The organism is Thalassospira sp. ABL2_045 (assembly GCF_056161285.1).
The window spans coordinates 40886-64649 of sequence record NZ_JBSWYV010000009.1; the positions used below are offsets into that span (position 1 = coordinate 40886).

Below are 23764 nucleotides of genomic sequence, written 5' to 3' on the forward strand. Positions count from 1 at the left end.
ATTTAAGCTCGCGGATTTATGCAAATCATGACTATTTTGCGTTTTGCATCTCGCATCACCATATAAGACGTATGCATTCGGTTCCCTTTGACGAGATTCTGATGCGTGTTTTGGCGCTCCTGGACTAGCCCTATGGGCTCTCTTGGGACTGAGCATACCCTCTGGGAAAAGCGCCAAGTTAACCTGCCGGAAGAAATCAGGCCGGATGTTTCCGCCCGATCTCGCCCCCGCTAGGTGCATATTCACAACAAAAACCAGATCAGCACCGTCGGCGGTCATCTTCCGGATGCTCGAAGGAGCCATGATCATGAGCATAACCCGCACAACCCATCGTACGGTGACGTTCTTTCATCCGTTCCACCTGCCCGGTCATCCGGGATTGCTGTCGCCTGGCGAATATGAAGTCGACACCCATGAAAAGCTTGATCCTGATGCGGCGACCCGAAGTTACATCAAGCTCGAATGTCATATCCATTTATGGGCAAAGCAGGACCAAACAGACGGCAATGACATCCTGAAAGTGGATCCGCAGGTCCTTGAAGCCGCATTGGCGCTTGATTCCGATCCGCTGCGCGAAGAAGAACGCGAACGCATGATCAAATCGCTCGGCGGTACGCCAACCAATGACGCTGCGTGATGCCGCCTGTCGCCCTGCGATCTGCGCCTTATGGCGACCAGATCAGGGGGATCAACCATCCCTGTTCTTGCAAAAGCTTGATGCCTTCAAATACCGGGGCGGCAATCAGAAACCAGCAGGCATCGCGCACGGTCACAAGGAACAGATCGGGCTTAACCATGATGGTTTCCGTATCCCGCCATTTCATCAGGTTGGGACCAAATCGCGGAACGGCTTGGCAATAGTCGGCAAACGACGCCTGGAACCGTTCGCCCAGCATGGCTTCTTCATGGGCGACCACGCCGCGAAACACCAACCAGCAGCCCAGGGCAAACAGCCCCGCAATCGCCAGACTGCCCGTCTGCGCCCCGACCCCGAAGGCGCCAATGAAGCTAAAGACATAAAGCGGATTGCGGCTGATGGAATATGGGCCAAGTGTGACCAGCGACGTCTTTTTGCGCCCGCCAATATAAAGCGCGCACCACCCCCGACCGAAAATACACAGCATGATCGCAACGATCCCGACGGCCTCGATGCTGTCATGCCATGCAGTTTCGCGATCAAACCCGGCGCGGGCAAAACACACCAATGCCAGCAGCACAACACCCCCAATGCGAAGCGTGCGTTTGCGACGGCGCTGGATGATCTGCAAATCATCAGCGCCAGACGGGCTGGCACTTGCGATGTCTTGGGTCGGGTCGGTCGAAAACGGCTGATCGTGATGCATGGAAGCCCCCTTGGTTTAAGAGGGCCTCATGATGGGCAGTCACCCGGCCTTTGGCGTCCAATGCTGTTGATCCGGACTTTGTGTTTCGGCCTCGGACAGGGTTTCGGGTTTGGCCACCGCCTGCCGCGCGGCCTCACGGACAGCACTTGGCGTTTCGCCGGTAATTTTCTTGAAGGCCAAATTAAAGGTCGATTTGGAGTTAAAGCCGACACTGAGCGCAATATCAAGAATGGTGCGATCGGGCTCCAACACCAGCACAGACCGGGCTTCCGCGACCCGGGCGGCATTGACGAAATCAAAGAAGCTTTTGCCGACATGGTGGTTGAGCACATAGGACAGTTGATTGGGGGTAATGCCGACCGCACGCGCAAGCTTTGGCAAGGAGACCAAAGGATCCAGCAGGATATCCCCACGCGCCTGAATATCATCCAGCCGGGCCAAGGCCCGCGTCACGCCATCCTGATCGAGCAAGGGGCGCGGTGCGCTTCCATCATTTGAGACGTCAGTGATGGCCGGTGCTTTTTCCGACGCACTTGCGACACGCACTTCCGCCGGTTGCTCGGATGCCTCAAGGGTCTCGGCACGGGTGCGATCATCCCCATCATCCGATGCATCATCTGATGGCCAGTCGGCCATGACGAACAAAGCTGGCTGGGTGGCGATTTCATAGCTCATGGCAAACAGCACCAGCGCAAATGCGACCTCGGTGCCAAACATTTCGGTGTTATCGGGCAGATAAAGCCCGACGATTTTGCCAACCGCGACCGTGATAAACACAAAGGTCAGACCGCCCAGAACCACCGCGATCCAGCGTTGCATGGCCTTGCGGTCGGCGCCGAGCTGTTCCTGGGTTTTGTGCAGATACCGGCACGCCACCCGCCACAACAGCACCAGATAAAGCGTGATCTGAACAAAGATCGCGATCCAGCAAAAACCCTCGACCAGTTCTGCTGTGGTGTATCGCCCGGCCCACAGCGCTTCGCCCCGCCCATCGCCGGTTACAACCCACGCAATCAGGTTGAACACGACGAGCACAAGCATGAAATGGCCCCATGGGCGGCGGGACGGATTGCCGGAAATTTCACGGAAATAAAGGTAAATCGCCGGCGCGATGGCGTAATTGATCGGGCCGAAAAACAGGTTCAGGAAGCGTTCCAGGTCCCTTGCAACGAACGGTTCCGCGACATCCTGAATAAGGTTCAGCGCAATCGTTGCAATAAACAGCATCATCCAGCGGTTGGCACCAAAGGCGCGCGCGCCTTCCGATCGCAGGATCAGACACAGAAACACCGCCTGCACCAACCCGACTGCTGCCACCACCGCACTTACATAACCCGTCCAACCGGTCATTCCGGCATGCTCCTGAATTTGTCGATCCCTGAATGCCCGCCACACCATGTCGCGATGCGGCCGACTATATCGTTTCAATAGACACAATCGGACACTATCGGCGTCCGATTATGCACAGGCGGACGCGCAAGCAGGCCGGTTTTGCCAATCTGATCACCAGATAATCCGCACCGGATCGAAATCGCGGTTCATGATGTAACACCATCAGGATGTGAATCGTCCAGATTGAAAGGCTGTCATAAAAAGTTCCATCATAGTCGCTTGACTATATCGAATTGATATATGATAGTCCGATATATATCGGATTGATATAGTCACCTTGGCACCTTCCCCCGCCAGGGTACGTTCGATCCGGGGGAAGCAACAAGGATACAGATCAGAAGATGGACGTACGTACATTATGTCTGGGTGCCCTGATGGGCGGCGAGGCAACAGGATATGAAATCCGCAAGATGTTTGAAGATGGCACCTTCAGCCATTTTCAGATCGCGTCCCTTGGTTCGATCTATCCGGCGCTGACCAAGCTGACCCAGGATGGGTTGGTCACGTTTGTTGAACATGAACAGGAAAACAAACCGGACAAGAAGATCTATCAACTGACGCAAGAAGGCCGCCGCTCGTTCCTGCGTACCCTTTTGCAGACGCGTCCGGGTGAAGATCGCTATCGGTCCGACATTCTGTTCATGCTGACCTTTGCCGAGGAAATGCCGATCGAGCTGACCGAGGCCCTGATCGATGAATTTGCCGCCCGCCATGAATTGATGGGCCAGCAAATCGATCCGGAAAACACCGACAAACCGGCCCCGCAAACCTCCCATGGCCGGGACGAAGACGGCACGCCCAAACCGGGATGCTGCTTTGTTGCCGGACTGGGGCAGGCCATGTGCAATGCGACCTTGACGTTCATTCGCGAAAACAAGCAGGGCCTGCTTGATGAATTACGAAATCGCAAGGCCAACAAAACCTGAGCAACGCTACCCTAAGCAGCACACAAGACTGCAACGCCTGAAACCATAAAACGTCCGACGTGCCCAACAGAGAGCCACTGACGCATTCCGGCAACGGAAGATTTGAGGGAACAGAACAATGAATGCTTCACGCCTGATCGCCATTCTACTGGTCGTTGGGACCGTTATATGGATCGGCAGCTCCTATTTGACGGCAGACGAACCGACCGATCAGACCGCGTCTGATAGCGAGACTGCCGAAAGCGATGCGCCCAAGCCATTGGCCAGCGTGCGCACGATTACCAGTCACGCGGTTGACCATGTCGATCACTTGCGCATCACCGGACGTACCGAAGCCGTCATTTCTGTTGATATCCGTGCGGAAACCGAAGCGCGCGTCATTGAAATCGGTGCGGTAAAAGGCCAGCCGATCCAGAAAGGCGATCTGATCGCCCGCCTTGACGTCGGTGACCGTCAGGCCAGTGTTGCCAAGGCCCGCGCCCTTGTTGCCCAGCGTGAACTGGAACATACGGCGGCTGAAAGCCTGGCAGAAAAGAACTACCGCTCCAAAACCGGCGTTGCCGAGGCGCTTGCCCTGCTTGAAGAGGCGCGCGCCAATCTGACCATTGCGCGCACCGAACTGGGCAATACCGAAATCCGCGCCCCGTTTGACGGCATTGTTGAAGAACGCCCGGCCGAGGTCGGTGACCTTTTATCCATCGGTGATCCGGTCGCAACCCTTATCCAGGGCGATCCGATGCTGGTCGTGGCCCATGTCCCCGAACATTCCATTCGTGCGATTGATCTTGGCCAGCTTGCCAGTGTGAAACTGTTTGATGGTAGCACCCATGACGGTATCGTGCGCTATACCGCGCGCGTTTCCGATAACGATACCCGCACCTTCCGGGTGGAGGTCGAGATTGATAATGCTGATCTGCGCATTCCCGATGGCATGACGGCAGAGCTTGAAATTCCGATTGGCACCAAACGCGCACATAAAGTGACGTCGTCGGTTCTCACCCTGAATGACGAGGGTGAACTGGGTGTGCGCGCGGTCGTTGATGACAACAAGGTCGACTTCCTGCCGGTCGAACTTCAGGGCGGCAATCGTGATCGCATCTGGATCGGTGGCCTGCCCGAGGAGTTTGAGCTGATCGTGGTTGGTCATGACTGGGTCAAGGAAGGGGCTGCTGTAAAGGTCGTTCACCTCGACACCGACAAGGACGGCCTGCCGATCATGGATGATGGTGATGTCCCGGGTGCCGTTCCCGAAGCGGAAGACAGCGCCACCACCCTTTCGGAAAAAACCGCGCAATAGCGCGTATCATGAGGAGATGAAAAATGTCCCTGATTGATCACGCGCTTAATCGTTCGCGCACCGTCATTCTGGTTCTGATTTTGCTGCTGGCGACGGGTTGGGTGGGATATAACACCATCCCCAAGGAAGCCGACCCGGATGTCCAGATCCCGGTTCTGTATGTCACCATGCATCATGACGGCGTCTCGCCCGAAGATGCCGAACGTCTTCTTTTGCGCCCGATGGAACAGGAACTCCGTTCGATCGAGGGTGTGAAGGAAATGACGTCCCAAGCCTATCAGGACGGGGCGTCGGTTACCCTTGAATTCTATTCCGATGTCGAGATTGACGAAGCGCTGGCCGATGTCCGCGAACGGGTTGATATCGCCAAGTCCGAACTGCCAGATGATACCGATGACCCCGAAGTTCACGAGGTCAATCTGTCGCTGTTTCCGGTTCTGGTCGTCACCCTGTCGGGCGATGTGCCCGAACGCGCATTGCTGCGCATGGCACGTGACCTGAAAGATGCGATTGAAGGCCTGCCGGCAGTTTTGGAAGCCAATCTGGCCGGTGAACGTGAAGAACTAGTCGAATTCATCATTGATCCGATGAAGATCGAAGCCTATCGCCTCAATGGCGTTGATATCGTCAATCTGGTGCGCAGTTCCAATGCGCTGGTGGCCGCAGGTGCGGTTGATACCGGCAGTGGCCGCTTTAACATCAAGGTGCCCGGCCTTTTTGAAAGCGTGAATGACATTCTTGATATGCCGCTTCTGGTCGATGGGGATTCCGTCATCCGGTTCCGCGATATCGGTGATGTCCGCCGAACCTTCAAGGATGCCGAAAGCTTTGCCCGCCTCAATGGTGAACCGGCCATCGCGATCGAGGTTTCCAAACGTGTTGGCGAAAACATCATCGAAGTCATCGATGCCATCAAGGCCACCACGGCAGAAGCCGAGAAAACTTTTCCGCCCAACCTGACCATCAGCTATTCGCAGGACAAGTCATCTGACATCCGCACCATGCTGACCGATCTGCAAAACAGTGTGATCCTGGCAATCCTGCTGGTGATGGTTGTCGTGATCTGGTCACTGGGTTGGCGCTCGGGCCTTTTGGTCGGCCTTGCCATTCCGGGCTCGTTCCTGACCGCGATCCTTGTGCTGTGGGCCTTGGGCATGACGGTCAATATCGTTGTTCTGTTCAGCCTGATCCTGGCGGTCGGGATGCTGGTCGATGGCGCGATTGTGGTGACCGAATATGCCGACCGCAAAATGATCGAAGGCCTGCACCGCAAAAAGGCCTATCCACTGGCGGCCAAGCGCATGGCGCTTCCGATCATTGCCTCAACAGCAACCACGCTTGCCGCCTTCCTGCCGCTGGCCTTCTGGCCGGATGTGGTTGGCGAGTTCATGAAGTTTCTGCCGATCACGGTACTGTTTACCCTGACCGCATCGCTTGCCATGGCGTTGATCTTTGTCCCGACCGTCGGCGCATGGTTTGGCAAACCGGGCAGTCAGAATAACGAAAGCTTGGAGGCCATTGCGGCTGATCATGGCGATGACATTGAAAAGGTCAAAGGTGGTACCGGGGTTTATGTCCGGATGCTTAAGGGCTGCTTGCGGTTCTATTGGCTGATCGTGCCAATGGCCTTTGTCGTGCTGATTTCGGTCTGGGCGGCGTTCGGACAACTGGGCAAGGGTGTTGAATTCTTCCCGTCGGTCGAACCGGAAGTCGCCGTGGTTCAGGTCCGTGCACGTGGTAACATGTCCTATTATCAGCAGGACACGCTGCTCCGCGAAGTTGAGAACCGCATTCTGGCCCTTGATACCCATCATGAAGGCGAGAACTGGTTTGATACCGTCTATGCCCGGTCCGGCGATGGTGCCGGCGGCAACGAGGCATCCGAAGACGTGATTGGCGTGGTTCAGCTTGAATATGCCGATTGGCAGTCCCGTCCTACAGCAAGCGAGATTGAAAAGCGTATACTTTCCGAAACTGCCGATCTTGCAGGTATTCAGGTCGAAGTCCGCGCCCAGGAAGCCGGCCCGCCGCAGGGCAAGGATATCCAGATCCAGTTGCGCTCCTTCTATCCGGAACTGCTGGATGAAACGGCAACCATGTTGATGACCGGTTTGCAGGAAATGGGCGGTCTTTATAATTTCGAAGACGGCAAATCACCTCCGGGCATCGATTGGGAATATAGCGTTGACCGTGCACAGGCGCTGAAATTCGGGGCCGATATCACCCAGATTGGCAATGTCGTCAAACTGGTGACCAACGGCATCAATTTCTCGACCTATCGCCCGGATGATTCGACTGAGGAGATCGATATTGTCGGACGCTATCCGGCTACCTATCGCTCGCTCGAGGAATTGCAAAACCTCAAGATCGTGACCGACAAGGGGCTGGTCCCGCTTGCGAACTTCATCAAGCGCACGCCGAAGCCCAAAACCGGCACACTCAGCCGCGTTGACAGCCGTCGCGCCCTGACGGTTAAGGCCGATGTGCAGGAAGGCGTTCTGGTCGACACCAAACTTGGCGAGGTCAAAAACTGGATGAGCACCCTTGAGATCGATCCGCGTGTTTCGGTCGAATTCAAGGGCCAGGACGAAGAACAGAAAAAGTCGGCCGAATTCCTGCAGAACGCCTTTTCAGTCGCCCTGTTCATCATGTTCATCATTCTGGTCACCCAGTTTAACAGCATCTCAAGCTCACTTCTGATCATGATCGCCATCATCATGTCGACGGCGGGTGTGTTCCTGGGTCTGATGCTGACCGGGCAGGCGTTTTCGATTGTCATGAACGGCATCGGGATCGTCGCGTTGGCCGGGATTGTCGTGAACAACAACATCGTTCTGATCGATACGTTTGACCGGCTCAAACACACGGCAAGCAGTATTGAATCGGCCATTCTGCAAACCGGCGCACAACGTTTGCGCCCGGTGATGCTGACCACGGTGACGACCATTCTTGGCCTGGTGCCGATGGTCTTGCAGGTCAATATCGACTTTGCCACCCGCGATGTCTCGGTTGGGGCGCCCTCCACCCAATGGTGGGTACAGCTTTCAACCTCCATCGCGTTTGGCCTGGCCTTTGCGACGGTTCTGACTCTGGTCTTTACGCCCTGTGCGCTGATGGCACGCCACAAGCTGGGCGGGCTGATGCGAAAGATCAAACCACGGATAGCAAAGACGTTCGGATCGCCCCTGTCAAAAACCGGGCACGATCAGACCAGCTAACCCCATAGCCGCGCGACCTTTTCCCCCGACCCCGCCGCGCGGTTACACCGGCCCCCTTCCCCGGGGGCCGGTTCCTTTTTGGGTCCATTCCCAACCATATTTCAGGCCGTCAAGAATGGCGGCGTGCTGCACATTCAAACATTATAACTATATGGATTTTTATTCCGAAGATCGCGTGAAAACGGCCCGAAATACACTCTTTCCTAAGAATTCTGGAAGTATCTTAAACGCATTCTTGGGAACTGTTTTCTGGCGCAAGCAAAGGTTTTGCATGGCAAAGGCTTATTGGCATAAGGCACGATCAAAGGCATTTGCAATTGCCTGCACCATAAGCGCGTTCGCGTTGCTGACGCCCAAGTATGCAACGGCTCAGAACACTAATGAAGATCAATCCTTTATCTGGACGGTTCCGGCGTTTGCCCCCGCTTTCATCACCAAGGGTGAAACACTTAGCGGCTATGCGGCGGATACCCAGAACTGGTTCGCTGCCCAGTTGCCGCAATATGATCACAGCGTCCTTCATGTGCCGCTTGCCCGCCTTCTGGCAGAAATGAAAAAGGGCGAAGGCGCTTTACGCTGTTCGACCACCCTGATCCCCACCCCTGAGCGGCGCAACTACATCACCTTTGCCAAGACAGTTCTGCTGCATCTGCCGATTTCGGTTGTCATTCAGGCGTCTGACGAAGACCGCTTTGCCCCCTACCTTAATGCGGAAGGCCATGTTGAGCTTGATGCGCTTCTGGCTGATGAACAGCTTTCGACAGCTGTCCGCCTTGGTCGTGCATATGGCACCCATGTCGATGAGCACCTGAACCGCTACCGGAATGCAAAGCAGGTCATGCAGGTTGCTGATGACACCAAATTCCTGCGCATGCTTGCACTCGACCGGATCGACTGGACGCTGTATTTCCCGTCAGAAGCCGAATATTACCGCCGACAGAAAACACCTGATCTGGAAATCAAGGCCTTGCCGATTGCCGGCAACACGACCTTGCTTGAAGCGACCATTGGCTGTGCCAAAACGTCGCTTGGCAAAAAGGCCGTTGCCGAGATCAATGCCATCATAGATCAAAACCCAACCATGCCCTGGACAGAGTATTATGCCCAGTGGCTCAGCCCCAATGACCGTGAATGGTTCAACGCTGCGCGCGATCAATATATCCATTCCGAACATTTCGAAACCCGGCTGGAATACCGGCCGTCCACCGCCCAATAGGCAACATCGCGCCCTCTATTCGCCCGCCCAAGAACCGAACGCCCCAGCCCCATGACCGGAATGCAGGGGGCAGCCATGCATGCAAGGCTGGTTGCCGCGCGCACGTGCATCGGGTATCAACCCGGCTGCTCAATCTCGGTACTAATACTGACGCACCGGTTTGGCGCCCAAATCCCCAAATTCAAAACTCATTTCGCCAGACCTGAATGCCTGTATCTCGTTCCATTACAAAACTTTCCGTCAAGAATACCGTGGCTGCTGCGATCACGCTTGCGACGTCAATGATACCGTCGGCCATTGCCGCATCTGAAAAGACCGTCGCGCAAAACCTGGTATCCCGTACTGAACCGGGTCAGACGAAGCAAAACGTCACTTGGCTGCTCGACATTGTGCCGCCAGCCATCAAAGTCAAAGATGGAAAGTTGTCCGGGTTTGGCATGTCCAGCATCGAACGCCTGATCGACCACCTGCCGGACTATAATATCCACCTTGAAGTCAAGCCGTGCGGTCGCGCATTCGCATCCATGCGAAGCGCCGGGGTGACACACGACAAAACTGTGTGCATGCCCGGTCTATTGGAAACTGCCCATCGTGCGCAGGAATTTGTCTTCAGCAAACCCATTCTTTCCATGCTGCCGATTTCGATCATTGTCTCCGAGGAACGCGCGACTGATTTCGCGCTCTTTATGGATGGTTCAGGCGAAATTTCCCTGACCGATCTTTTGAAGGAACCGGCATTTTCACCCGCCATTGAAGCCGGCCGGTCATACGGGCTTGAGATTGATCAGGTGCTTCGGACAAGTGGCCATGGGGCGCATGTCCAGAAAACCCGCCAACATGCCGATTTCGCCAGAATGCTCGAACTTGGCAGGATCGACTGGTTTCTCGCCTATCCGATCGAAGCCCGGTATCAGTTTGACGATAACGATCAGGATCACGCGTTTACGTCGCTTCCGATTGCCGAGGCCCCCGACATTCTTCAGGCCAAAGTTGCGTGCAGCGACACAAAAGCAGGCCACGACATTATCGCGAAAATCAACGCGGTTCTGACTGACGTTGCACCGGTCGAACTGGCCGAAAGCTATATCACCCATCTGACATCATCGGATGCGGATCGCTTCCGCAGCCTGATCAGCCCATCGCAATAAAAAAGCCGGCAAATCTGCCGGCTTTTCATATGATCTGATGATCAGTTCTGATGGACGCGGTTCAATCCCTCGTGGGGATCGTCATCGGGTTCGCCATCGTCATCTTCTTCATCTTCCTTGTCCTGTTCGTGCTGGTTCTCAACGCCCATACGGCGATAGGAACGGTAGGACAGCGGCATGGTGATGAAATAGACAGCTGCAATCACGGACAGCGTCAGCCACGGCGAGGACACCAGAAACGCCACCGACGCCCCGAATGCCAGCATCAGGGGCAGAACCCAGGCGCGCGGCACCTTGACCTTCTTGAAGCTAAAGGTCGGCAGGCGCGACACCATCAGGCACGCAATGATCACACCATAGGGTGCAACGATATACGGGCTGTCAAAGATGCCTTCGCCAAACTGGAAGGTCAGAACAATCGGCCACATGGCAAGGGCGGCGGCCGCCGGGGCCGGAACCCCGGTAAAGAACCGGTAGGCCCAGGTTGGCAATTCCGGTTCGCCCAGCATCTGGGTGTTGAAGCGTGCCAGACGCAACATCATGCAGACCGCAAACAGAAGCGACAATGCCCAGCCAATGCCACCAAATTCATGCAGCGACCAGAAATACAGCATCATCGCCGGGGCAACGCCAAAGCAGACAAAGTCCGACAGGCTGTCGAGTTCGCCGCCAAAGCGGCTTGATGCATTGAGCATGCGGGCAAGGCGACCATCAAGGCCATCAATAATCCCTGCAATCAGAATGGCGGCAACGGCGGCTTCCCAACGATCCTGCATCGCAAAGCGGATCGAGGTCAGACCAGCACACATCCCCATGATCGTCGCAACGTTCGGCACCAGCCGGGTCAGCGACAGCGCCTTGAAGCGACGGGGACGACGAACGGGTTCGATGCCGCCTGCCATTATCGGATCTCCCCGAGTGCGGCGTCCTTGTCCTTGACTGAGACATCAGCAAGAACGGTTTCACCGGCAATCGTGGTTTGCCCGACAATCACGTTGGGTGACACACCTTCGGGCAGATAAACATCCACGCGCGAGCCAAAGCGGATCAGACCGAACCGCTCGCCCGCTTTAAGGATTGAACCGGTGCCGACATCACACAGAATACGGCGCGCAACCAAACCGGCGATCTGGACAACACCAAACTCACGGCCTTCCTTGTCACGGACAAGCAGTATCTGGCGTTCGTTATTTTCCGACGCCTTGTCGAGTTCGGCATTGACAAACTTGCCAGGCACATAGGCCTCGCCAACGATCTCGCCATTGACCGGGCAGCGGTTCACATGGACGTTGAACACATTCATGAAGATCGACACACGCGTACGCGGGGTCTTGTCATCAAGTTCGAGTTCCTTGGGCAGCGGTGCCTGCGAAATCATGCAAACGCGGCCATCTGCCGGGGAAATCACCAGATTTTCATCAGTGGGCGTAATACGATCCGGGTCGCGGAAGAAATACGCGCACCAAAGTGTCAGGATCACGCCGATCCAGCCCAGCGGTTCCGCAATTAGGAACAAGCCCACAGTGATCGCTGCGAAGATTGCAACGAATTTCCAGCCTTCCGGATTGATCGGCACAAGAACGGATTTCAAAGTCTTAATTCCCTGGTTGCCATGGTTGGGCATATCAATTCGGTACCCTTGGTACTGTGCGGGCGCTTCCCTAGCATCTAGTGATGACAAAGGGCAACGCAACCCGCGTCAAACTGTTTGGCCCCAAACTTGGTTTCATACGTAAAAGGGGCAAAACACACTTACCATGTGCTTTGCCCCTCGCAAAGAAAAGTGATGCTTATTGCTGAATTTCTTCGTTCGGCAGTGCAAAAATCTGCCCCGGATAAATCAGATCAGGATCGCGGATCTGGTTGCGGTTCTGATGATAGATCACCCAGTATTTCAGGCCGTCACCATAGGTGCGGCGCGCAATGCGCCAAAGGCTGTTGCCCGGCTGAACGACATAGCGTGATCCCGGTTCCAGAATTTGGTCGGGTCGTGCCCGTTCGAACGGAATTTCAACACGCGCGGTTACCGTGCCCGAACTGTCAAGCTGATCAGCACGCATGGTGTAATTGCCGGGCTCAATCGGTTCACCAATGGTCAGTGCCCAGTTGCCGTTTTCATCGGCGGGCGCGGTACCAACATGCTTGTTATCAAGGTAAATCCGAACCGTATGCTCCAGATCGGCCTTGCCCGACATCGCAACGCGGCCTTCGGTGTCATAATCGACGATATCAATCGACAGACGCGGCAGATTTGCATCCGGTGTTTCGGTTTCTTCCGTGAAAGATGCGGCCTCTGGTGCCGGGCCCTGCATCACGGTTGCAGCACCTTCGCCTTCGGTCGGGACCTTAAGCGCGATGATCGGCTGCTTTTCTTCTGCCGGTTCGTCAGACGGTGCGGCTTCGCCCTGCTCTGCCGCGGCGGTTTCGGTCGGCGCATCCGTGGTTGCGGCTTCCGTTTCCGTCGCTGCGGCCGGTGCTTCTTCCTCGGGGATCAGAACAACGATCTTGTTTTCGGCCTTGGCGACATTGCCGGTTTCGTCTTCGGCTTCAAGCGACAATTCGCGATCACCGCTTACCAGCGGCTTGCTTGGCAGAACAACCCATTCGCCGCGTTCATCGGCAGTGGCTTCGCCAATCACCTCATCGCCTTCGCGGATGCGAACCGTGCTGTTCGGTTCGGCGCGACCGGCGATAACGGCATTGCCGTCCGGACCGATGCGCACAACATCAAAGCTTGGATTGGAAATTTCGGGCGCTGCAGTTTCCGGCTCGGATGCCGGTTCGCTTGGCGTCGTTTCAGTGGTAACTGCAGGCGTCTGGGTAACTGCCGGTGCGGTTTCTTCATCCGCACTCTTGGTCAGCATGTAATTCAGCGCAATTGCTGCAATGATCAGTACAACGCCGACTATGACGAGGATATAGGGTCGCTTCACCGGAAATATCCTTGAACGATGTTTATGTTTATTCGACTTCCACTCAAGACATTGAAATTGTTTGCCATATTCCCCTCAAACAACCCGTCCGAGCACGTTAATTAGAAACTTGTACTACTTTCGGCGCGCAGTTTCCATAACGTAACAAACAAACGATACCGCGCAACCGTTAGGCAAAGATGAAGAGAATCAGTCTACTCGCCCCAAGTCAACCTTCACCTCAAACGGCTCTGGCCGCCATTTCGGCCCCGACATAGGCAACAAGGGCGGCCATGATCAGCGGCAAGGCCAGCACACCGACCTTGATCACACTGCCCAACAGCACCGCCTGCGCAGGATTATCGCCCGGCAGATGGGCAGCCAATCGGACCGATGCCTGACGCCCCGACACCACCAGCAGCAACACCGCAAAGGCAAGGCAGGATGCCGGCACAATGATCATCGCACTGGCAGCCCCCGCCATCAGCGCCCCGACCACGCCAAGCCAGACCGCCACACGATATTGTGGTGCGGCCTTTTCCGAAATCAGTGCTACGATCAGCGCCACCGTCAGGGCGGCCTGCAAGACAACAAAATCAGTTAACCCGAACTGATAAACAATAATCCCCTGCCCCAGGGCCAATGTCATCAGAACTGCCACGGGCCCCGGCTTTGCCAAGGCAACATTATCCACAGCCGCATCCGCCTTGCCTGCTTTGGCCTTGGCGGTTTTGGTCTTCTTGCCCTTGGCCGATTTGGCGGTGTCATCGTCATCTTCGGAGAAATCCGGGCGCGTTACCCACAGGAAGCAGCCACCAATACTCAAAAACGCCAGCCAGGCGACGATCTGGATCGCACCGGGATGGTATGAAAGCCCACTGATCGGCGCTGCCAGCACCAGCCAGGCACCCAGCAACAAGATCACCCCGGCAACGCCCAGCGATATGCGTTCCGACAGGCGCGAAAAATCCATAATCGCGCCGCAGACACCGCCAAGGACAAGCATCAAAAGTGCTGCCCCCACGCCGCCGCGTGCGGTTTCGGGCAATCCGATGGCCGCAGGCACCGCCACGGCAACCGCCGGGATCACAGCGCCCAAAACAAGACGGCGCGCAATCGCGCGTTCCAGCCCCAGCCACAAGGCCAGCATCAGAACGGCGGCAATAATGCCCGATATCACAATGGCGAGAATGAATGGACTGTCGACAAACACGTTGGGCGATCCTGCCTTCTTTTTATGGTTACGCTGAATACAGTGCGAGACCTACCCATCCCACAATCAGGTTCAGAACTTGTTAACCCTGCGACAAAAAGCGCGCGAACTGCGGGTTTCCAAGCCTTGATCATCTTTGCCACGACCTGTTGGCAAGATTACGGCCAAAGACGATCAAATCAGGGCACCAGCAAATCAGGGCACGGGCATGTCACTTAAATTTCAGATGCTGCCATGCGGAAATTACTGCCACAGACGCGATTTGATCGGTTATGGTCGCTTTCCGTACGGGACGATGCGCAAGCCATTTGCGCCGTCCCGCTACCTGCGAAACAAGAAACACAAGGCAGGTCGCCATGACGAAAGTAAAATCAATCTGTGTCTTTTGCGGTGCTTCAGACGGCAAGGATCCGCGACACATGGAAAATGCCATCGCCTTTGGCAAGATGATGGCCGAACGCGATATCACGCTGGTTTATGGCGGGGGACGCATCGGTCTGATGGGGGCCGTGGCAGATGGCGTCATGCAAAATGGCGGAACGGTGGTTGGCATCATTCCGGCCCATCTCGATGATATCGAAGTCGGCCATACCGGCCTGTCCGAACTGATCGTTTGCAAATCCATGCATGAACGCAAGGTCGAGATGTTCAAACGATCCGATGCCTTCGTCACCCTTGCGGGCGGCCTTGGCAGTCTGGATGAGGCGTTTGAAGCCATGACGCTGCGCCAGCTTGGCATTCATGACAAGCCGATGGTGTTCCTCAATGCGCTGGGCTATTGGGACAAGTGCTTTGACATGATTGACGGCATCATCGAGGACGGCTTTGCCCGCCCAAGCCACAAGAACCTGTATACCGTCGCCGATACCCTTGAGGAAGTGTTCGAACAGCTTGCGGCCGAGCCCGCCCCGCGCTTTGATCCGCGCGAAAAACTGTTCTGATCAGCACATCGATCCGCATTCACGCTTTGAAACGCCGTTCGATTAAGATCGGGCGGCGTTTTTTGTTACAGCCCCGTCCTGTTCGGATGGGTTTGCGGTCGATGTTCGTTTGCGCATCACGTAAAAATCCGTTGATTTCCGGGCCATTCGCCGCCGTCGGAATATTCATATGAATGTCACGCTTCTGAAATCTTAGTGACAACGAAGCCGCGTATGATCGCTTCAATGTTCAAAACAACAAATTGAACGATCAAATGAATATTTCTGCGCGACAACGCGACATCATCGATATCCTGCGCCGTGACAGTTTTGTCTCCATCGACAAGCTGGCCGAGCATTTTGACGTTACGCCGCAAACCGTGCGCCGCGACGTCAATATGTTAAGTGACGCCAATCTGGTGCGCCGTCGCCATGGTGGCGTTGAATATGCCGGTGAGCCGGGCATGAACCTGTCCTATGACAGTCGCCAGGTCACCAATATCGCCGCCAAACATGCCATATCCCTTCATGTCGCAAGCCTGATCCCAGACGGGGCATCGATCCTGATCGGGATTGGCAGCACGCTGGAACTGGTTGCGCTCAATCTGGCCGACCATCGCCACCTGACCGTGATCACCAACAACATGAATGCCGCCATGGCGCTGGGCAACAATACCGGCAACCGGATTGTCATTCCCGGCGGCACGCTGCGCCTGCCCGATCGCGACGTCATCAGCCCCGAGGCCGAGGTGATGTTTAACAAATACAAGGTCGATTTCGGTCTGTTTGGCGTTGGCGGGATCGAGCCCGACGGCACCCTGACCGATTTCGACCATCGCGAGGTTTCGCTGCGTCAGGCGATTGCCAGCAATTGCCGCAATTCCATCCTTGTTGCCGATCAATCGAAATTCGGCCGCCCCGCGCCTGCCAAGGGCGGCCATATCACCGACCCCGACCTGATCGTGGTCGACGGTGTTCCCGGCGGCATTTTCGATCCGTTGTTTGACCGTGAAGACGTTCGCGCACGTCTGCAAATTGCCAAAAGCGAAAGTTACGAATGACTGACCAACACCCCTTTATTCGAATCACTTCCGTGTCGCGCGTGTTTGACGGCGGCAATGGCGTGCATGACCTGTCGCTCGACATTCCGCGCGGAAGCTTTGTGGTTCTGTTGGGCCCTTCGGGTTGCGGTAAATCGACAACCCTGCGCCTGATTGCCGGGCTTGAAACCGCCGATCACGGCACCATCACGATTGATGGCAAGGATGTCACCAGCACCCCGCCGTCCAAGCGCGGCCTGTCGATGGTGTTTCAATCCTATGCCCTGTTCCCGCACTTGAGTGTGGCTGAAAACATCGTCTTTGGCCTGAAGGTGCGCAAAACCAAAAAGGACGAGATCAAGACCCGTCTTGAAGATGCGCTCCGCGTCACCGGCCTTGAGGGATATGAGGACCGCAAACCCGCCCAGCTTTCCGGTGGCCAACGTCAGCGCGTCGCACTGGCGCGCGCGATTGTTGCCGGTCATCCGCTGTGTCTGATGGATGAGCCGTTATCAAACCTTGATGCCAAACTGCGCCATGCGGTGCGCAAGGATATCCGCGATCTGCAACAGCGCCTTGGCATTACGGTGGTTTATGTCACCCACGATCAGACCGAAGCCATGAGCATGGCCGACATCGTCATTCTGATGAAGGATGGCCGGATCGAGCAGGTCGGCGATCCGGCCGATCTTTACCTCAAACCCGCCACCGCCTTTGCCGCCGGGTTTGTCGGAAGCCCGCCCATGACGCTTTTACCGGCAGCCGCCCTGCCTGCTTCTGTCATTCCTGAGGACTTTGATGCCAGTAACCTCACCTTTGGCATCCGGCCCGAGGACCTGGTCCTGACCACTGATTTGAAAAATGCACCATGGGGCATTCCTGCGACCGTGACCGGCAGTGAATTTCTGGGTGCGGAGACATTCGTATTTGTTGCGATCCCGGGCACAGAGGGGGCCACTGCCCGCCTGCCCGGTCGCGTTGAAATTTCGCCCGGGACAGAAGTCTCGCTCAGCTGGGCTGGCGCTGCGGCCCACTGGTTTGATGGCGAAGGCGGTCATCGTCTGACACCGACGGTACCGGGCACATCAGCGCACGATACCAAGATCACCTCTCAACCTGACACTGCAACTTCGACACTTTAACAGGGAACTTTTGTCCATGCGTAACATCGTAACCAGTGCTGCAATCGCAGCCGGATTGATGGCAACGGCGGCAAGCCCGGCCTTTGCTGCCACCGAGTTGACCATGTATTACCCGATCGCCGTTGGCGGCCCGCTGACCAACGTCATTGACGGCATGATCGAAGGTTTTGAGTCCGAAAACCCGGATGTCAAAGTCAACGCCATCTATGCCGGCAACTATGACGACACCCGTCTGCGTGCGGTTTCCGCCATCAAAAGCGGCGATCCGGCACAGCTTTCGGTCATGTTCTCGATCGACGTTTACGACCTGATCGAACAGGACCTGATTGTCCCGTTTGATGACGTTGTCAAAACCGCAGAAGACAAGGAATGGCTGAACGGCTTCTACCCGGCGCTGATGGCCAATGGTGATGTCGATGGCAAAACCTGGGGCATCCCGTTCCAGCGTTCGACCATTGTCATGTACTACAACAAGGACATGTTCCGCGAAGCCGGTCTTGATCCGGAAATGCCGCCGAAAACCTGGGAAGAACTGGTTTCCACCGGCAAGGCGCTTTCAAAAGACGGTAAATGGGGCCTGATGGTTCCGTCGACCGGGTATCCGTACTGGATGTTCCAGTGCTTTGCCATCCAGAACGGCAAGGAACTGATGAGCGGCGATGGCACGCAAACCTATTTCGATGATCCGGCCGTTGTCGAGGCGCTTCAGTTCTGGCGTGACCTTGCGACCGAAGAAAAAATCATGCCCGAAGGCACCATTGAATGGGGAACCCTGCGTCAGGCCTTCGTGCAGGGGCAGACGGCCATGATGTGGCATTCGACCGGTAACCTGTCGGCGGTCAAACGCGAAGCACAGTTTGATTTCGGTGTTGCCATGCTGCCGAAGCACAAAAAGCCGGGCTCGCCCACGGGTGGCGGCAACTTCTATCTGTTCAAGGACTCAACGGATGAACAGAAAGAAGCATCGCTGGCGCTGATCAAATACATGACCTCGCCTGAACGTGCGGCGGAATGGTCGATTGCCACCGGTTATGTCGGTGTTACCCCGGCGGCCTATGAAACCGATGCGCTGAAATCCTATGTCGCGGACTTCCCACCGGCGCTCGTCGCCCGTGATCAGCTCGAAGTTTCGGTTGCCGAGTTTTCGACCTATGACACCGCGCGTGTTCGCGAAGGCCTGAACAACGCCATCCAGGCGGCCCTGACCGGTGAAAAAACCCCGGAAGAAGCCCTTGGCGATGCCCAGTCCGAAGCAGAACGTCTTCTGCGGGCCTTCCACTAAGAACGCCCGATCTGCACGCCGAAGCGGGATATGCCCCGCTTCGGCACCTTTGTTTGATGATTTTGATTAATTGATTTCTTTGTATTGCAGGACGTGCCGACCATGAACGAAATGGCCCGACTTCAAAAACGCAGGTTTGCGCTTTATGGCTGGATGCTGGCCGCACCGGCATTGGCGCTAATGAGCCTGTTTGCCTTTTACCCGGCCATTGCGACCTTCTGGCACAGCCTGTTTAGCCGGGGCACATCACGCCGCCCGTCTGTCTTTGCCGGGTTTGAGAATTATGGCGATCTGTTTGCTGACCCGACCTTCTGGACGGTTGCGACCAACAACCTGATTTATGCCGGGGTCACCATTCCGGTTTCGATCATCTTTGCGCTCGTCATGGCGCTTTGGGCCAATGCCCATATCCCGGCACGGTCGTTCGTTCGCAGTGCCTATTTCACCCCGACCATTTTGCCGATGATTGCCGCGGCCAATTTGTGGCTGTTTTTCTATACGCCTGATCTTGGGGTGATTGATCAAATTACCGGCTTTTTCGGCGCATCGCCGACCAACTGGCTGGGGCAGCCGGAAACCGCACTGGCATCCGTCATTATCGTGACGATCTGGAAAGAAGCCGGCTTCTTCATGATCTTTTACCTCGCCGCCCTTCAGACCATCCCGCCGGACCTGCGTGAAGCCGCGCGGATCGAGGGGGCAGGTCGCTGGACCTATACTAGGCGAGTTTTGCTGCCACTTTTGATGCCGACCACGATCTTTGTGTTCGTCAATGCGATGATCAATTCGGTCAAGCTGATCGATCATCTGTTCATCCTGACCAAGGGCGGCCCAAACAACGCATCCAAACTGATCCTTTATTGGATCTGGGAAATGGCATTTGCCTATTTCGACAGCCCGCATGCCGCCGCCATGACCATTCTTGTGTTGCTGGCGCTTGGCCTTGTTGCCGTCGCGCAGTTCCGACTGGTTGAAAAACGGACCCACTACCGATGAAAACAGACACCGCGATTGCAAACACCAGACTTACCCTGCCCGATTTTGACAAGCTGCTTGATACGCTTGGCGCATGGGTTCTGGCGATTGTCTGGATTTCACCATTGTTGTTTGCCGCCTGGGCAGCCCTACAGCCATCGGGCACGGCCCTTGGACTGGATTTTTCCAACCCGCTGACATTCGAGAACTTCACCTATGTCTGGGGCGCTGTGCCGTGGGGCGGATATTTTGCCAATACCGTAATCCTGGTGACCCTGATCCTTGCGGGTCAGTTGGTGCTGTGTACCCTTGCCGGATTTGCCTTTGCCCGGTTTGAATTCAAGAGCCGCGATACGATCTTCATCCTTGTTCTGCTGCAGCTTTTCATCCTGCCCGAAGTGCTGATTGTCGAAAACTACGCCATCGTTTCCAAGCTTGGCCTGTTTGACACGGCCCTTGGCATCGGCCTGCCCTATATGGCCAGCGCGTTTGGTATCTTCCTGTTAAGGCAGGCATTCAAATCCGTACCGGTCGAGCTTGAAGAAGCCGCGCGGATTGAAGGTTGCGGTTGGATGGGGGTTCTGTGGAAGGTTTATGTGCCTGCGGCCAAGCCGGTTTATCTCGCCTATGCGCTGGTTTCGATTGCGACCCACTGGAACAACTTCCTGTGGCCATTGATTGTGACCAATTCGCCAGAAACACGGCCGCTGACGGTGGGATTGTCGCTGTTTGGCGCGCCGGAAACCGGGGTGGATATCTCGGTCATCAGTGCCGCAACCATCATGACCATCGCCCCGCTTTTGATCGCATTCCTGATTTTCCAGCGCCAATTCATTCAGGCGTTCCTGCGCGCAGGCATTCGCTAGGGACGCCGCAAACGCGCCCCATCACCAGGTTGTATCAAGCACCTCGAACAGGGCGGCGATTGTTGGCGTTTCGCGCTTTCGCTCGGTCGTGATCAGGCTAAGGCAGGCCGGGATCGACACCGAATTGCACACCGCAAGACCAAAGGTCTGCTTTTCATGCAGAGCGATGGAATCACGGCACAAACTCAAGCCCACACCGGATCGGACCATCTCAAGCATGGATGCTTCCTGATCGACCAGCGCAACGGAGTTTTGCGTGCATTCAAACTCGTCAAATATACGCCTGAGCAAGCGCGAATGCACCGAGGCATGTGTGGTGCCGATCCAGGGCAGCTTTAACAAGGATGCCCAGTCGGCATTCTCGACCCGGCTTTCCCACCCCACTGGGGCGATGACCCGGTAATTGAAATCGGCCAGTTTTATCGCGTGGATGGCTTCTGACGTCTCGGCGGCGATATCACCCGCCACGTCCGGCCCGCTCAGATAAAACCCGGCATCAATCTGATTGCGCAGTACACCGGCCAGCATATCGCCACTGACCCCATGCGCCAGTTCGGTCTCGATATCGGGGAAGTCTGTGCGCAGCTGGCTTAACATCCGGCCAAGACGAATGAATTCCGGATCCACAATGGTGCCAAGCCGCAGCTTCCCGCTGATACGACCAGCGCGCTGACGTGCACTTCGGCGAAACTCGTCCATGGCGTCAATGACCTGTTCGGCCTTTGTCAGCATGGCTTGACCATCCGCCGTGATCTGCAATCCGGTCGAGGTGCGCTTGAACAGGGTAATCCCGGTTTCCTCGCCAAGACGTTTGATCTGATGACTGATGGCGGGCTGCGTCAGATTAAGCACCGATGCCGCGCGCGAAACGCTGCCCTCGCGTGCGACGGTGACAAAAGCCAGCAACATGTTCATGTTCGAAAAGCGGGTCATATAAAAAACAGTAATATTGCTATTCGTATTTTGTCATTAGATTTGTGCGTCCCTTCGCGCCTTAATTAAATTTCGGGTTCTGGTTGATTTCTAAAACGACCGGGAACCGATTGACACCAAACAGGTCAGGCGACGATCAAGACAGCCTTTTCGGACTTTGCGTTTGACGCGCGTTTGACGGCTTCTTCGTGCGGACAGCCCGGCCCAAAAAACGCCGACCGGGAGGCACATTGTTATGACCGCAACCATTCCAACGTTCGATTACATCGTTATCGGAGCGGGAACAGCCGGCAGTTTGCTGGCAAACCGGCTGAGTGCAGATCCCAAAAACAATGTCCTGCTGCTCGAAGCTGGCAAAGCCGACAACTACCCATGGATCCATATTCCGGTGGGCTATCTCTATTGCATTGGCAATCCGCGCACCGACTGGATGTATGAAACCGAACCCGACAAGGGGCTTAACGGGCGTGTTTTGCGTTATCCGCGTGGCAAGGCGCTGGGCGGCTGTTCATCGATCAATGGCATGATCTATATGCGCGGTCAGGCGCGTGATTACGATAATTGGGCCAAGCTGACCGGCGATGATGCGTGGAACTGGCAGAACGTCCTGACCGATTTCAAACGCCACGAAAACCACTACAAACTTGATGGCGGCGCCACCCCGAAGGCCAGCAATGGCAAGCCGTTTTCAGACATTCACGGAAATGGCGGCGAATGGCGCGTTGAAAAGCAACGCCTGCGCTGGGATGTACTGGACAGCTTTATCGAGGCCGCGGGTCAAAACGGCATCGAGCCGACCGATGATTTCAATGACGGCGACAATACCGGCATTGGCTATTTTGAAGTCAATCAGCGTTCTGGCTGGCGCTGGAACACGTCGAAGGCCTTCATTCGTCCGATCAAGTCACGCAGCAACCTGACGGTCTGGACGGAATCCCAGGTCGAAAAACTGACCTTTGGCAAGGATGCCAATGGCCAGAAAATCTGTACCGGGGCGGTCATCAACCGGGCTGGCACCGCGCAAACCGTGACGGCGGCCAAGGAAACGCTTCTGTGCGCCGGTGCGGTCAACTCGCCGCAGATCTTGCAGATTTCGGGCGTCGGCCCGGCCGACCTTTTAAAACAGCATGGCATTGATGTGGTCGCCGATGTTCCAGGCGTCGGGCAAAACTTGCAGGATCACTTGCAAATCCGTGCGGTGTACAAGATACAGGGCGCCAAAACGCTCAACACGCTCGCCAACAGTTTGGTCGGCAAGGCAAAGATCGGGCTGGAGTATCTTCTGAACCGTTCCGGCCCGATGAGCATGGCACCCAGCCAGCTTGGTGCCTTCACCCGCTCGGATCCCGACCGGCAATATTCAAATCTTGAATATCACGTTCAACCGCTCAGCCTTGAGGCCTTTGGCGGTGATCTTCATGATTTTCCCGCGGTCACGGTTTCGGTCTGCAACCTGAACCCGACCAGCCGCGGCACCATCCAGATCAAGTCCGGCGATTACCGCACCCCACCGCAAATCGCGCCCAATTACCTTGATACCGACGAAGACCGCAAAGTCGCTGCCGACAGCCTGCGACAGGTCCGCGACATCATGTCGAAACCGGCCATGGCGAAGTATCAACCCGATGAATTCAAACCGGGTGTGCAATATCAAAGCGACGAAGAACTGGCCAAGCTGGCCGGTGACATCGCCACAACGATCTTCCACCCGGTCGGGACGGTAAAGATGGGGCATGCGGATGATCCGTCCGCCGTGCTTGATCCGCACCTTCGCCTGAAAGGGATTGGCGGCCTGCGGGTTGTCGATGCATCCGTGATGCCCGAAATCACCAGCGGCAACACCAATTCACCGACCCTGATGATTGCCGAAAAGGCCGCTGGCTGGATTTTGTCCGGTCAGTAACCGTTATCTGCAGCTCCCCCTGCCCCAACATACGCAGA

Annotated in this window: 21 protein-coding genes; 13 read left to right on the forward strand and 8 right to left on the reverse strand. The window is 56.0% G+C overall.

What is annotated here, in order from left to right; genetic code table 11:
* Positions 1-307 precede the first annotated feature (307 nt).
* Positions 308-637: a hypothetical protein gene (locus ACXAIA_RS13470; protein WP_475349776.1), complete on the forward strand. Its 330-nt coding sequence runs from the start codon at positions 308-310 to the stop codon at positions 635-637.
* Positions 638-665: 28 nt separating this feature from the next.
* On the opposite strand, the gene ACXAIA_RS13475 is transcribed toward ACXAIA_RS13470, so the two are convergent.
* A complete protein-coding gene (locus ACXAIA_RS13475) occupies positions 666-1343 on the reverse strand; it encodes a methyltransferase family protein (protein WP_475349777.1) in 678 nt (225 codons plus the stop codon).
* Positions 1344-1382: 39 nt separating this feature from the next.
* Entirely contained in the window at positions 1383-2693 is a 1311-nt protein-coding gene (locus ACXAIA_RS13480) for a helix-turn-helix domain-containing protein (RefSeq protein ID WP_475349778.1), read from the reverse strand.
* Positions 2694-3076: 383 nt separating this feature from the next.
* Here ACXAIA_RS13480 and ACXAIA_RS13485 point away from each other — a divergent pair, with 383 nt between their 5' ends.
* The 5 genes from ACXAIA_RS13485 to ACXAIA_RS13505 all read left to right on the forward strand — a co-directional run bounded on the left by ACXAIA_RS13485 (position 3077) and on the right by ACXAIA_RS13505 (position 10540).
* Positions 3077-3661, forward strand: a complete 585-nt coding sequence (locus ACXAIA_RS13485; protein WP_475349779.1) for a PadR family transcriptional regulator — start codon at positions 3077-3079, stop codon at positions 3659-3661.
* A 118-nt stretch (positions 3662-3779) separates the two neighbouring features.
* Complete coding sequence (locus ACXAIA_RS13490) at positions 3780-4958, forward strand: efflux RND transporter periplasmic adaptor subunit (protein WP_475349780.1); 1179 nt, start codon at positions 3780-3782, stop codon at positions 4956-4958.
* A gap of 23 nt (positions 4959-4981) precedes the next feature.
* Positions 4982-8176, forward strand: a complete 3195-nt coding sequence (locus ACXAIA_RS13495; RefSeq protein WP_475349781.1) for an efflux RND transporter permease subunit — start codon at positions 4982-4984, stop codon at positions 8174-8176.
* Positions 8177-8447: 271 nt separating this feature from the next.
* Positions 8448-9392, forward strand: a complete 945-nt coding sequence (locus ACXAIA_RS13500) for a TIGR02285 family protein (protein WP_475349782.1) — start codon at positions 8448-8450, stop codon at positions 9390-9392.
* Between the two features lie 206 nt (positions 9393-9598).
* Positions 9599-10540 carry a hypothetical protein gene (locus tag ACXAIA_RS13505; protein WP_475349783.1) on the forward strand — a complete coding sequence of 314 codons (942 nt, stop codon included), beginning with the start codon at positions 9599-9601 and terminating at the stop codon, positions 10538-10540.
* 41 nt (positions 10541-10581) lie between these two features.
* Here ACXAIA_RS13505 and pssA read toward each other — a convergent pair whose 3' ends face one another.
* From pssA to ACXAIA_RS13525, 4 genes are all read right to left on the reverse strand, one after another.
* Complete coding sequence (gene pssA, locus ACXAIA_RS13510) at positions 10582-11442, reverse strand: CDP-diacylglycerol--serine O-phosphatidyltransferase (protein ID WP_475349784.1); 861 nt, start codon at positions 11440-11442, stop codon at positions 10582-10584.
* Complete coding sequence (locus ACXAIA_RS13515; RefSeq protein ID WP_475349785.1) at positions 11442-12164, reverse strand: phosphatidylserine decarboxylase; 723 nt, start codon at positions 12162-12164, stop codon at positions 11442-11444. Before ACXAIA_RS13515 ends, pssA begins: the two co-directional genes overlap by 1 nt.
* Before the next feature lie 166 nt (positions 12165-12330).
* Complete coding sequence (locus tag ACXAIA_RS13520) at positions 12331-13473, reverse strand: Ig-like domain-containing protein (protein ID WP_475349786.1); 1143 nt, start codon at positions 13471-13473, stop codon at positions 12331-12333.
* Positions 13474-13693: 220 nt separating this feature from the next.
* Positions 13694-14665 carry a hypothetical protein gene (locus ACXAIA_RS13525; protein ID WP_475349787.1) on the reverse strand — a complete coding sequence of 324 codons (972 nt, stop codon included), beginning with the start codon at positions 14663-14665 and terminating at the stop codon, positions 13694-13696.
* Positions 14666-15021: 356 nt separating this feature from the next.
* On the opposite strand from ACXAIA_RS13525, the gene ACXAIA_RS13530 reads away from it, so the two are divergent.
* On the forward strand, positions 15022-15606 hold the full coding sequence (locus ACXAIA_RS13530) for an LOG family protein (protein WP_475349788.1): 585 nt from the start codon (positions 15022-15024) through the stop codon (positions 15604-15606).
* 19 nt (positions 15607-15625) lie between these two features.
* Here the strand turns inward: ACXAIA_RS13530 and ACXAIA_RS13535 are convergent, their stop codons facing one another.
* Positions 15626-15775, reverse strand: coding sequence for a hypothetical protein (locus ACXAIA_RS13535; RefSeq protein ID WP_475349789.1), 150 nt, complete (start codon positions 15773-15775; stop codon positions 15626-15628).
* 85 nt (positions 15776-15860) lie between these two features.
* On the opposite strand from ACXAIA_RS13535, the gene ACXAIA_RS13540 reads away from it, so the two are divergent.
* From ACXAIA_RS13540 to ACXAIA_RS13560, 5 genes are all read left to right on the forward strand, one after another.
* Positions 15861-16646: a DeoR/GlpR family DNA-binding transcription regulator gene (locus tag ACXAIA_RS13540; protein ID WP_475345168.1), complete on the forward strand. Its 786-nt coding sequence runs from the start codon at positions 15861-15863 to the stop codon at positions 16644-16646.
* On the forward strand, positions 16643-17767 hold the full coding sequence (locus ACXAIA_RS13545) for an ABC transporter ATP-binding protein (protein ID WP_475349790.1): 1125 nt from the start codon (positions 16643-16645) through the stop codon (positions 17765-17767). Before ACXAIA_RS13540 ends, ACXAIA_RS13545 begins: the two co-directional genes overlap by 4 nt.
* Before the next feature lie 16 nt (positions 17768-17783).
* Positions 17784-19049 carry an ABC transporter substrate-binding protein gene (locus ACXAIA_RS13550; RefSeq protein ID WP_475349791.1) on the forward strand — a complete coding sequence of 422 codons (1266 nt, stop codon included), beginning with the start codon at positions 17784-17786 and terminating at the stop codon, positions 19047-19049.
* A 102-nt stretch (positions 19050-19151) separates the two neighbouring features.
* Positions 19152-20045: a carbohydrate ABC transporter permease gene (locus ACXAIA_RS13555; protein WP_475349792.1), complete on the forward strand. Its 894-nt coding sequence runs from the start codon at positions 19152-19154 to the stop codon at positions 20043-20045.
* Positions 20042-20890: a carbohydrate ABC transporter permease gene (locus tag ACXAIA_RS13560; RefSeq protein WP_475349793.1), complete on the forward strand. Its 849-nt coding sequence runs from the start codon at positions 20042-20044 to the stop codon at positions 20888-20890. The genes ACXAIA_RS13555 and ACXAIA_RS13560 overlap by 4 nt, the downstream gene beginning before the upstream one ends.
* A gap of 21 nt (positions 20891-20911) precedes the next feature.
* On the opposite strand, the gene ACXAIA_RS13565 is transcribed toward ACXAIA_RS13560, so the two are convergent.
* A complete protein-coding gene (locus ACXAIA_RS13565; protein ID WP_475349794.1) occupies positions 20912-21823 on the reverse strand; it encodes a LysR family transcriptional regulator in 912 nt (303 codons plus the stop codon).
* A gap of 235 nt (positions 21824-22058) precedes the next feature.
* On the opposite strand from ACXAIA_RS13565, the gene ACXAIA_RS13570 reads away from it, so the two are divergent.
* On the forward strand, positions 22059-23726 hold the full coding sequence (locus ACXAIA_RS13570; RefSeq protein ID WP_475349795.1) for a GMC family oxidoreductase: 1668 nt from the start codon (positions 22059-22061) through the stop codon (positions 23724-23726).
* Positions 23727-23764: the final 38 nt, after the last annotated feature.